This window comes from Metabacillus niabensis, assembly GCF_020524345.1.
GTDB lineage: Bacteria > Bacillota > Bacilli > Bacillales > Bacillaceae > Metabacillus > Metabacillus niabensis_B.
The window spans coordinates 107,446-118,920 of record NZ_JAIVLH010000019.1 but is presented as its reverse complement, the minus strand read 5'-3'; the positions used below and the strand labels follow the sequence as shown (position 1 = coordinate 118,920).

Annotated in this window: 14 protein-coding genes; 8 read left to right on the top strand and 6 right to left on the bottom strand. The window is 36.1% G+C overall.

The window, feature by feature from the left end; all coding sequences use genetic code 11:
• Positions 1-8 precede the first annotated feature (8 nt).
• Together LC095_RS27295 and LC095_RS19770 are read left to right on the top strand one after the other, a co-directional pair.
• Positions 9-101, top strand: coding sequence for an IS3 family transposase (locus LC095_RS27295; protein WP_226529800.1), 93 nt, complete (start codon positions 9-11; stop codon positions 99-101).
• Positions 102-121: 20 nt separating this feature from the next.
• Positions 122-322, top strand: a complete 201-nt coding sequence (locus tag LC095_RS19770) for a hypothetical protein (RefSeq protein ID WP_226529793.1) — start codon at positions 122-124, stop codon at positions 320-322.
• A 474-nt stretch (positions 323-796) separates the two neighbouring features.
• On the opposite strand, the gene LC095_RS19765 is transcribed toward LC095_RS19770, so the two are convergent.
• A complete protein-coding gene (locus LC095_RS19765) occupies positions 797-1,021 on the bottom strand; it encodes a DUF3953 domain-containing protein (protein WP_226529792.1) in 225 nt (74 codons plus the stop codon).
• 101 nt (positions 1,022-1,122) lie between these two features.
• Between LC095_RS19765 and LC095_RS19760 the strand changes: the two genes are divergently transcribed.
• Positions 1,123-1,317 (top strand): hypothetical protein, encoded by a 195-nt coding sequence (locus LC095_RS19760; protein WP_226529791.1) that lies wholly within the window; start codon positions 1,123-1,125, stop codon positions 1,315-1,317.
• A gap of 230 nt (positions 1,318-1,547) precedes the next feature.
• On the opposite strand, the gene LC095_RS19755 is transcribed toward LC095_RS19760, so the two are convergent.
• Both LC095_RS19755 and LC095_RS19750 read right to left on the bottom strand, forming a co-directional pair.
• Complete coding sequence (locus tag LC095_RS19755; protein WP_226529790.1) at positions 1,548-2,108, bottom strand: AAA family ATPase; 561 nt, start codon at positions 2,106-2,108, stop codon at positions 1,548-1,550.
• 146 nt (positions 2,109-2,254) lie between these two features.
• Positions 2,255-3,169, bottom strand: coding sequence for a phosphatidate cytidylyltransferase (locus tag LC095_RS19750; protein ID WP_226529789.1), 915 nt, complete (start codon positions 3,167-3,169; stop codon positions 2,255-2,257).
• Between the two features lie 79 nt (positions 3,170-3,248).
• Between LC095_RS19750 and LC095_RS19745 the strand changes: the two genes are divergently transcribed.
• Complete coding sequence (locus tag LC095_RS19745) at positions 3,249-3,794, top strand: hypothetical protein (protein ID WP_226529788.1); 546 nt, start codon at positions 3,249-3,251, stop codon at positions 3,792-3,794.
• A 33-nt stretch (positions 3,795-3,827) separates the two neighbouring features.
• Here the strand turns inward: LC095_RS19745 and LC095_RS19740 are convergent, their stop codons facing one another.
• From LC095_RS19740 to LC095_RS19730, 3 genes are all read right to left on the bottom strand, one after another.
• Positions 3,828-4,700, bottom strand: coding sequence for a Cof-type HAD-IIB family hydrolase (locus LC095_RS19740; RefSeq protein ID WP_226529799.1), 873 nt, complete (start codon positions 4,698-4,700; stop codon positions 3,828-3,830).
• A gap of 166 nt (positions 4,701-4,866) precedes the next feature.
• Positions 4,867-5,214 carry a YlbF family regulator gene (locus LC095_RS19735; RefSeq protein WP_026560343.1) on the bottom strand — a complete coding sequence of 116 codons (348 nt, stop codon included), beginning with the start codon at positions 5,212-5,214 and terminating at the stop codon, positions 4,867-4,869.
• Between the two features lie 89 nt (positions 5,215-5,303).
• Positions 5,304-6,440 (bottom strand): DUF445 domain-containing protein, encoded by a 1,137-nt coding sequence (locus tag LC095_RS19730; protein ID WP_226529787.1) that lies wholly within the window; start codon positions 6,438-6,440, stop codon positions 5,304-5,306.
• Positions 6,441-6,556: 116 nt separating this feature from the next.
• Between LC095_RS19730 and LC095_RS19725 the strand changes: the two genes are divergently transcribed.
• The 4 genes from LC095_RS19725 to LC095_RS19710 are packed head-to-tail and all read left to right on the top strand — an operon-like array spanning position 6,557 to position 11,439.
• Positions 6,557-7,924 (top strand): YheC/YheD family protein, encoded by a 1,368-nt coding sequence (locus LC095_RS19725; protein ID WP_226529786.1) that lies wholly within the window; start codon positions 6,557-6,559, stop codon positions 7,922-7,924.
• A gap of 18 nt (positions 7,925-7,942) precedes the next feature.
• The gene (locus LC095_RS19720; protein WP_226529785.1) at positions 7,943-9,040 is read left to right on the top strand and encodes a YheC/YheD family protein; all 1,098 of its coding nucleotides are present in this window, start codon (positions 7,943-7,945) and stop codon (positions 9,038-9,040) included.
• Positions 9,033-10,406, top strand: a complete 1,374-nt coding sequence (locus LC095_RS19715) for a YheC/YheD family protein (RefSeq protein ID WP_226529784.1) — start codon at positions 9,033-9,035, stop codon at positions 10,404-10,406. The genes LC095_RS19720 and LC095_RS19715 overlap by 8 nt, the downstream gene beginning before the upstream one ends.
• On the top strand, positions 10,393-11,439 hold the full coding sequence (locus LC095_RS19710; protein WP_226529783.1) for a YheC/YheD family protein: 1,047 nt from the start codon (positions 10,393-10,395) through the stop codon (positions 11,437-11,439). The genes LC095_RS19715 and LC095_RS19710 overlap by 14 nt, the downstream gene beginning before the upstream one ends.
• Positions 11,440-11,475 lie beyond the last annotated feature (36 nt).

Here is an 11,475-nt window from a genome sequence, read left to right as displayed (position 1 = left end):
ATACCTATATCCATTGGTTTAATAACAAAAGAATTCATGGAACACTAGGCTATCTAAGCCCAATAGAATTCAAACTTGAACACCTTAAAAAAGTTGTCTAGTTTACTGTTGACTATCCAAATTGCAGAAAAAAGCTTATAAAGAAGCTGCTAAATTATTACTTAAAATTGGAATAGGTGGAAATATTATTGGCTTAACTGCATTTCTGACTTGGTACTCAGCAAAATGTTTAGAAGGACGAGGACCTTGGGCAAGTAATACTTTTGAAGGTAATGTAAAATCAATAAATAGCCCCTTTTGTAATACTGGCATTTTCACATAATCTGAAACTAGTTGTTTATTTGGCAAAGTTAAAGTCCTTAAATCTATGTCTTAGTTAAAGAGTTTGGAATATGAACAAGAATTTAAAGCTATATTTTGTGGATTTTATATAATTTTCCCCTTAGTATTTATTATTAGTTTCTTTATTTGGATGTATCTGATTAAACAAAATCATTTATGGACTGTATTATCAGATTGTACATCTGTAATCGGGTTGCACTATATAATTACTAGTATAATTTTTGTATTTTATTATAAAAACAAAATATGATACATAAAAAAGTTAACTTCTATTACTAGATGTTTAACTTTTTTATGGGGTTTGTTTTTCTCTATTATGATTGCTATGGTAACTTAGTGAAAAAAGTAGAGTTTTTTGCATTTGTAGCGGAGCAACCACGACGACAAACGATAGTTTATGTAATGCCAGCTTTTCTCTTAGCTGGTCTGGTGTAAATTAGTTTAGCTAGATTGATTAAAAACCTAGAAAGGAAATAAACAACAGAAATAAGCAAACAGCTATACAAATATTCGCATACATTTTTTGTCCATTTTGAAACTCCTCTATTCCCATCACCAACATCAATAAACTGAGAAAAAACATCATATATTGTTGCATATCATAGTCTTTAGTAAACAACCCATAGCATGCAAGAATAATAACTATTACTGCAATTATCCTTCTTATCGTTTTTAGCATGATTCCCCCTTAATCAATTTGTTCTTCTTTAATAAGTATGAATTCTCACTAATTCCATATAATGGTATCATATAAACAAACAAGAAAGGAGAAAAAAATCCATGGGTTTTGTTACATTCCTAGTAGTAATACTTGTCGCATCAATTGTTGACTTTCTTTGGCTTGATACGGAGAGTAAGCGTTGGAACTGGTTAAAAAATGGCTCCAAACGACAACAATTAGGATTTTTTCTTTTCTTTATTGGGGCTTCTTCGATTCTTTATATTCTGTTTGGGGTTAAATTCTTGAATTCGTAACTTAATAAATGATTCAACTTAGAAGAACTTACATAACAAATTGCGCGAACATGGGGGACCTTTTTTATTTGCTGGCCTTGCATGCCAATTATTAAGTGCAATGAGGCACGCAATTCCCTCCATTTCTTGATGATTTCGAACCATAATCGCTGTTATCCCTCCATTGCGCGCAATTTATCGGCCATAGCTTGGCGATTTCCCATCATCCCCACTGATATCCTCCATAAAACCTATAATTGAAATCGATCTTTAATAATCTTAGCTACTTCTTCTGCTCCCAAGTTCGTATTGTTTATTTTTATATATTCTTCTCTGACAACTTCACCCTTATGGGAATTCAATCTGTATGTTTTCAGTGACTCTTTTAATTCTCTTTCCGACCATTCAACATTTCTTTTTGTTGGCTTATGTTCAAGTCTATTAGGACTTTTATTTCGCTTAAGTCTTTCTTCCAGGTCAGCCTCAAGTTCTACAAAGTAAACAGTCCCGCCTTTTGACTCGAAAATCCGGCAGACTTTATCAACATAATCCCAATCTGATTGGTGATCAAATGCCCATACATATGTAAAAATCATGCCATACAAGCTGCTTTTTGATACTTCTTCAAATAGTTCTTGTCGAAACAAATTGACTAATCTTTTTCCTTCCTGTGTTCCGTAGTTAAAGAATGGATTGACCAAATCAATTGTCATATGGTTATGAAACAGCTTTAGTCCAGTCATTTTAGCTAGTTCCTGACCAACTGTCATTTTTCCAACTGCCTGCGGACCAAAAATTAAAACAAATTTCATACGGTCCCCTCCTTAAAACCAATAGTAAATTAAAGGTATTCTCTATATCGCCATTAATTCCTCCTTAAACTCTTTCAATTCCCCCATAAAAAGAAGGCGTTACCCTTGATTAGGATAAACGCCTAGTATGCGGATCAATCCGCTTTTTACATAAAATCAAAAAAATAACGAATCACATGAAAAAACACAGGTGATGTATAAGCTAAACTATCAACACGAGTTAAATAGCTTTTGTGCAGCATCTTTAACTTCTCTTGATCTCCAATTAATAAATCTCTTCGTAAAACAGAAATCGTCAAGCTTCCGAAGAAACCACTTAAACTGATTAAAAGACCTGAAAATAAAGCAAATGTATGATCAAATGGTGTTAAGTACGGGTAAATGAAATATGCTGCTGCAATTGTGATGATTGTTGCTCCTATATATCCCTCCCACGTGATGGTCGGGTTTGCTGAAGGAACAACCTTTCTTTTTCCCAGATAAGTAGAGATCAAATAATGAGCAATATCATTGAGCTGTGTTAAAACAACTAAAAATAAAACAAGATTCGCTCCGTATTCAGGTGTAGCAAATTGAAAGTGAGCTAAGTGACTAAGTCCGAAAACCATCAGCATTAAGCCCCATTGAGTTGAACTGACAGAACGAAGAAAACCACTGGTTCCCTTACCTAATAAACGTGGTAACGGCAAAAATAAAAAAACATAAACTGGTATAAAGACAATAAACATACCGTACCATCCGATAAAAATCCAATAAAACTGAACAGGAATCGCCAAATATGACCAAAGAAATAACCGTCGATCTGCTTTCCTTGTTTTCATCATCGAAAAATATTCCTTTAATGCAAAAAAGCATAACAGCATCAAGGAAAACAACGAAACAATGGGATTAAATAAAGTAGCGATACAAAAGACCGCAAACATACCCCACCATGTTTTGACACGCATAAAAACACCCGAAAAATCTTTTTTCGGTTGCTTTTTGCTCGTAAAGATAAAAATGAGATGTACACAACTTAAACTAAGAAAAATAATACCTAATGTCCAAAGGGTTGATATCACCTTTATTCCTCCAACTTTGTATTTCTATTGTATAATTAAGGATAGAATATTATGGAAGAATTTAAAAGAGGGAAACGAAATGACTTCAAAAACGTTTATTTATATTTTACTAACCGACACGGGGACATTATTTACTAAGTCTATTAAAAAATATACAAAAGCTCCTTATAATCATGCTTCCATTGCATTTGATGCACATTTAACTGAAATGTACAGCTTTGGAAGAAAAAATCCTAATAACCCTATTAACGGAGGATTTGTGAAAGAAGATATCCATACAGGAACATATAGTAAATATCCTGAAACAACCTGTGTTATCTATAAACTGGAAGTAACTAGCCGGGATGTGGAAAAAATGAGAAGGGTATTGAATGTTTTTATTAAGAATCAGAAAAGATTCCTTTATAACTTAATTGGTGTATTAGGTGTTTCCTTAAATGAACCCGTAGAATTCAGCAATTCGTATTTTTGCTCACAATTCGTTGCTGAAATGCTTCATCGCTCCGGAATTAAGTTATGGGATAAACTCCCTGCCTTAGTCACCCCTGATGACTTTCGCAAGAATCCACATTTTCAGCTCGTATATGAAGGAAAGCTAACAGATTATCCATTGATAAAAAAATAGAAGAAGGGAAAGAATAACCCCCCCCCCTTCTTCTTATTGATCAATTTTAATTTTACGTAAAAAATCCTGTCTTTGTTGCTTGCGAAAATGCTCCTTGACCATATAATCAACACCTTGCTGATTATTAGATCGTGTCACCCAATCAGCAGCACGCTTTACTTCAAACGGTGCATTCCACATCGCAACACCTAATCCTGCTGAAGAAATCATCCCGATATCGTCCTCAGCATCACCAATTGCCACTGTTTGATCTAAAGGAATGTTCAAATGACTCGCTAAAGCACGCAACCCATTCTCCTTTGATACTCCCTTTCTGACGATGTCAAAGCTAGTTGATGACAAATGACTTTGAATATCGACCATATCAAAAGCTTCCTTCACGACGGTCTCAGCTTCCTGTTTTTCATCTTCATGTTTAAAATGAACATCAATTCTTGTTGCAGAAACCGGTTCATCACGAAGAGTATCTCCCAGGGAATCCACAAACTGAACAGGATAAAACATTGAATCTGATGTATTAAGGATCGATTTGCTTAATAAGTTCGGTGATACTTTTTTTCGATTTCCAATTGAAAACCTTTCATGTGTAAGACGAATATTACAATTGAAATTCTCTAATACTTGCACAAGATTGAATGTTGTTTCCTCTGAAATTCGCTTTTCAAATAATGGCTTATCTAAATTTTCTGAGATGAACGCTCCACCATGTGTAACAAGTAAAGAATCCAGCTTTAATGCTTTTGCCAGCTTTCTCGCAGATTGAAAATGTCTATTTGTTACAAGCGTCACATACACTTCTTTACCCTTCACAAATTCAATTGCCTCTTTCGTGGATGGCTGAAGACGACCATTTGATCGAAGCAATGTTCCATCAATATTCAAAGCAAGTAATCGATAAGCAGTCACAACAGGTCCCCCTTCTACAGATGTCAAAACCTATTATGAAGTTATGTCCCTTTTAGGAAAAATAGAACAATAGATGGGACATGATAAATTTTCCCTAAAAAAAAACAGAACGGACCTTAGTCCATTCTGCATCAAATTTACAAATGTTTATGTATATAGGGTCGTCTTACTGACTTCCGTACATTTCCTCAAGCGGCTTCATAATGATTTTGTTTAATTCTGTTACGACCATACTTAAACGTTGTTCTGCAGCCATTAATTGAGAGATTAATTCATGCTGTTGAACAAGCTGCACAGATTTTTGTGCCTGATCGATTTCATCCTGCGTAATTTCTTCACCTTGCATTTGTTTTTGCTGCAGGTTTAATTGAATATTACGGAAGTTTTCAAACATTCTGCTTGCAGATTCATCTGCGTTCACTTCTTCATAAAGTCTTTTTAGGTTTTTGAAATCATCACTTTCACGTAGTGCTTTTTCTAAGTTGTATGCAACATCATATAAATTCTCTGACATATGATGAGCCTCCTTTCTAGTTTTAACCTATGTAGGCTCTTCTTTCACTATAACAAACTCTTTTCAAAATTGCATTTGATGTGAGGAATTTACTGTATAAACATGACAATGATTGCTTGTAATCCTCCAATCATTCCTCCAAGCAGTGCCCCAAGATAGGTAATCATCTTAAACTCTCTACGGGAAATAGAGAGAATAATGTCCTCAAGCCGCTCCACTGCAAAAGTTTCCACCTGTTCGCGCACAACATCTTCCAGCTTTAATTTCTTAAGCATTTCCTCAAGGTGTGAGGTCAGATATTGAATGGAGAGAGTCACCAGCTTCGGAAGCCATTCCTGAATGATTTTATCTTCATTTGGCTTTAAATATGCTGAGATTGGTTTCGATAGCAAATCCTGAACGTTTAATGTCTCAACGACTGTATTTACGATTGTTGAGCCCTTCTCAAAGATGCCCCATTTTTGATCCAGTTCATCAAGAGTCATGTCTTGAATGTGATTCCATTCCCGACCAATTAATGTTGTAATGAGTACATGTGTTTCTTTGTTTTTCAAAAATTTCAGGACCTCGGGTTGAACCTTATCTACAAGACTTTCATTTCCTAAAAACATCCCGATCATATTTCCGAGCATTCCTCTAGTCGCCAAAAAGTCTTCGATCATTTTTTTGAGCTTTTGCTTGCCTTCATTACTTTCAAAATAGGAAATACCTTTATCAATAATAAATTGTCCAATTTTTGGGATCGCAACGTACGCCTCATCTAACAGGTTTTTTGGAAGCAGTTCTTGAAGAGGTTTGCTTTTATTCTCGTGAATCAGCTCTTCATATTTTCCCTTTAGAAACGTTTTGAGCAGCTCATCAGCCTTTTGTGATGGTTCATTCACATTAAAAGACTCCAAAATTTGCTCAACTGTTTTTTCTGAGTTCGTCACCTTTTTTACTTGTGTTTCCCCCCATGAAATGAGCTGGTCTTGAAACTGTGCTTGCAGAAATTTGCGTTTAATTCCTTCAGCTGTTAACAAATGTTCCACAACCATTTTTCCTAACTGAGTTGCAAGCTCATCTCTTCTCTTTGGAATCAAACCAGGTGTAAAAGGTACTCTTTTCCCTAAAAAATAGATTGCTTTATAGGGTCGAAATAACATTTTAATAGCCAGGGAGTTTGTCACTCCTCCAATTGCTGCCCCAACAATTATCATGATTAATGCTGTTATCATTTGTTCCATTACCATCTACCTTCCACAACATCACCGATTTTTTTTCGTCACATACGATGTTATATCAACATCTGCCTAAGAACATTATAGAGGTTGGCTTCATCTCGAGCAAATGAGGGAATTACATGATACAAAAAACAATTGAAATTACAGAAAATGTAACTTCTAAACTTGATATATGTGAAATAAGCGTGGGCCTAAGAAAACATCTGGGTCTCTCCAAAAATATTCTTACCTTGAAAATTAGTTGCGGGATGCATACTGTGTCCTGTCCAATCGTATTTATAGATGAAGAGGATCTTAGTTTGTCCTTACCTACCCGTATCTTTGATGAACTTCATCTACCACATCAAACACTGTCACTTCAAGGGCAATTAATGACCCAAAGACATTTAAAGCTTGGTCCCATCATTGGCCTTTTAACGGAAATCAAAGAAAAAGATCGCCATGTACATTTTGGATCCATCCATGAGTTTTGCAAAGAGCTTGCTGCAAATTGTTATACCAATGGTTGTTTATTCTATATTTTTTCCTTTTCATCTTATAACAAACAAATGATGCAGGGTTATTGTTTTCATCAAGATAAGTGGATCAAAACAACTGTGCCATATCCTGACGTTGTACACAACCGAATTCATTCTCGATTCCTAGAAAAATCAAAGAAGTTTTTGGATCTCACGTCAGATTTAATTGAAAATAAAATTCCGTACTTTAATGATCGCTTTTTAAACAAATGGGAAGTGCATCAAATTCTTTCAGCAAATGAACATCTCCTACCCTATCTACCTGAAAGTCAATTGCTAGAATCGAAGAACATGTTAAAAAATATGCTCACTGAGAAAAGGGATCTTTTTATAAAGCCGATCAACGGTAGTCAGGGAAAAAGAATCTTTCGGGTAAAACAAACCGACGAAAACCAATACTATCTTGATTACACAACTTTTTCCGGTGATATCAACAAAGAATATCAAAGCTTTGAAGAACTATTCAAAACATTGTATCCAAGATTAAAAAAAGAAGGCTTTCTTTTACAAGAAACAATCCCACTTAAATCCTATAAAAATCGCACCCTTGATTTCCGGTTTTTATGTCATAAAAAAGACCGTCACCAATGGAAGGTTACTTCTGCTGTCGCAAGAGTATCAGCAGAACAGCAGTTTGTTGCAAATTTAGCAAGAGGCGGCGAGATATACAAAACAAAAGAAATACTGCAAGAGCTTTTCGGAGAGAAAGAAGCAGGTCATTTACGGAAGTTATTAGCTGAGCTTTCGATAGAAATTGTAGAGGTTATCTGCATTCAAGCTGGTGGAGAATTCGGGGAATTTGGTATTGACCTTTCACTCGATGAAAATGGCCATCCTTGGATCATTGAGGTTAATACTAAACCATCAAAATCAGAGGATGATCTTAAATCCGGAAAAGTCCGGCCGTCGGCAAAATCCATAATCCAATATTGTATTTTTTTATATGAACAAAAACAGCCGGCATTTTAGACAAAAGGAGTGTTGTACTTGGAACAGATATCATTAGGAATAATGTCCGTTCACTTATCACATGAACATGGATACGTGACAGAGATTGCCAAACGAAGTACTTCATACGGGATGAATTGTGTTCGATTTGTCCCTGATTCTATTGACCCTTTAGACTTAACGATTAAAGGTGAAACGTTTGATCCGCAAACGCAATCCTGGATAAGTGATACATTTTCGATTCCTCCATTTATTTATGACCGCTGCTTTTACAATCAAAGTAAAGCTTCAAAGAGATGTAAACCAATTGTCGAGTGGCTGAAAAAAAATCCCGTTACCACGTTTTTAGGATTTGGGTTACCTAATAAATGGGAGGTTTATTCTACCATTCAAAAACATAACCACCTTAATTCATACTTACCTGACACTGAGCTGATTTCAACACCCATACAAATTTTAAATCGCTTAAGAAATGATGCAAGCTGTTTATTGAAGCCTGTTGTTGGATCAAGAGGTATCGGCATTGTCGCCATACATCAAACTCAAAAAGAAATAACGATCACATACCATAGCGGCCCTGATAAAAAAACGAAATCGTTTGAACATGTAGAACGATTTATAGACTGGTGTGGACGTCTACTAAAGCAACAAAGCTATCTTCTTCAACCTCTCCTTCCACTTGTCGATCGTGAAGGATATCCATTTGATATACGCATTCTTCTCCAAAAGGATGCGGACGGTAACTGGTCACTAGTTGAAAAAGGTGTAAGAAAAGGGTACCAAGGATCATTTTTATCAAATTTAACAACTGGTGGAGAGCCCATTACCTATAAGCAGTGGTCTGAGCAGCTCACACCCAGACAAAGATTTCTTCTTGAAGATGAGCTATCCACTATTACTTCACATCTTCCACCCCTACTTGAAGACAGCTTTGGTCGGCTTTTCGAGCTTGGAATTGATATTGGCTATGCCAAAGACGGCTCAATCTGGGTATTGGATGTAAATTCAAAGCCCGGGAGAAAAACATTCATTGAAACAAAGCCTGAGTTAAAACACACTCTTTATGATTCACCATTAGCTTATTGCAACTATTTGAGCTCAAAAAATAATCAAAAAGGAGCTACGATCATTGACTAAGATATACTCAATCCAACAAACGGATTCACAGGACTTTATGATTCATTTACCTACACATTCACAGCTTGATGAAGAGATTCACTCCGTTTCATTTGGTACGTTCATCATGCCTTGTGAAATCATTTATGAAGATCACTTACAAGATACGATTCTCGTTTCACAAGAAGTCGCCAAACAGCTTCTTCTTCCGATCGGTGGAAGCACCACTCTTATTACACATGAAAACATTTTATATTTAGGACCTATTATCGGTATTTTCACAGCAGGATTTACGGAGTCACTATTACGACCAATTGGTGAGCGTTCTCTCTTTTTCGCGAAGTTCTTATCAATTGATCAATCACTTGGAATACACTCTTATGTGTTCGGAGCACATCATATTAATTGGGAAGAAGGCACAATTGAGGGATACACATATGGAAAAGCCGGTTGGAAAAAAGAGCTCTTTCCATTCCCTAATGTGGTGTACGACCGTCTTCCTAATCGACGAATCGAAAACCACAACGCACTTAAACTAGTCAAAAAACGTCTCATAGAAGAGTACTCTATACCTTGGTATAATCCAGGCTTTTTCAATAAATGGTCCATTCATCAGCTTCTCATTCATGACCATGATGCTTCCTTATATTTACCTGAAACCATTCATACACCCACAATAAGCCAAATGGAAGAGATGCTTGCTAAATACCAAAGCATTTACTTAAAACCTGCAAATGGCAGTTTAGGTTTAGGCGTATTTCATCTCATGTATTCTCGTGACGAGAATATGTATTACTCACGATATCGTGACGATCATGAAATCAATCGGCTCAGGAAGTATTCTTCACTTGAAAGCTTTCTAAAAGCATGCTTTAAAGACAGACGGCTCTCAAGCTATTTGGCCCAACAAGGAATAAAACTTGCCCGAATCGATGGGAAACCGATTGATTTTCGCATTCATACAAATAAAGATGAACATGAAGAATGGAAGGTTACAGCACTTGCGGCTAAGGTTGCAGGTAGAGGAAGTGTGACAACCCACTTAAACAATGGCGGTGTTGTGAAAAGCCTGGAGGAAATTTACGATGATCCACAAGAGAGATTGAAAGCCCTCCATCATTTAACAGAAGCTGCAATCAAATTAAGCAAAAGAATTGATCAACAGATTACAGGCTTTATTGGAGAAATTGGCTTTGATTTAGGAATTGATGTAGATGGAAGAGTATGGATGTTTGAGGCAAATTCTAAGCCTGGAAGGTCCATCTTTTCACACCCTGAGCTAAAAGATGCTGACCTATTAACCCGCAAAGCATCCTTGCAGTATGGCCTTTATTTATCAAAAAAAGCGATTCTTCAACCTGAGGAACTTGTAAATGGAGACCTATAACCACCCACTTGTTGGCATATTCGCAAGTAAAGGACAAAAAAAGGATGCGTTTCGAGGAGACATCTCTGTTTTTAAAGCCATTCAGAAGGAATTGAAAGAAAGCGGCATTCTATCATTTGTTTTTACAACCGCCGGCATTCACGAAACAGGGATAACAGGATATGTTTATTTTGAAGGTTACAACAGATGGGGAAAGATCTCTTTCCCTTTTCCAGACCTCATTTATAATAAGATTTCGACAAGATCTGAAGAATTATCTGTTGAATTTCAACATCTATATGAACTTTATCAGCAAACAGAAAAACCATTCTTTAATCCAGGCTTTTTCAACAAATGGGATTGTCACTTGATCCTTTCTAAAGAGAAAAACCTGCAATCTTACTTACCTGCTACTTGGAAATACACAAAACAATCAGATCTGGTTAAACTCCTTCATACATATCCTTCGCTCTACCTTAAACCTGTAAATGGTTATAAAGGCAGCGGAATCATTAAAGTTATGAAAAACGAACATCACTTTACAGTTCAAACAACATTGGAACAAAGTCCACTTTCAAATGAAGAATTTTCAAATTGGCTGGAGAACTCTCTTAAACCTAATTTGTATATAATGCAAGAAGAAGTTCAAACGGACAAGTTTGATGCGTGTAAATATGATTTACGGGTTCTTTGTATGTATACAGAAGGAAGATATACATCTGTTGGCATTGGGGTCCGTAAGGGGAGGAAAGACTCCATTGTTACACATGTACCTAATGGAGGAGAAATTCTTCCCTTTCATAAAGTTCAAGACCGCTGTTCCATTAAGGAAATTGACTGGCTAGCCAATGAGATCGGAAACACATTAACGAAGAGGATTGGGTTCATTGGAGAATTTTCAATGGATATAGGCTTAACATCAACCGGTTCCCCTATTCTTTTTGAAGTGAATTCAAAACCGATGATTTTTGATGAAAAGGATATTCAACTTAAACGGATTGTCCAGTTAGGTGAACTCTTTCAATCCCTAACCAAACATTCCAGTATTAGGTAGGAGGAATTCCCCCCTTTTCGCCGTATAGTTTCAATA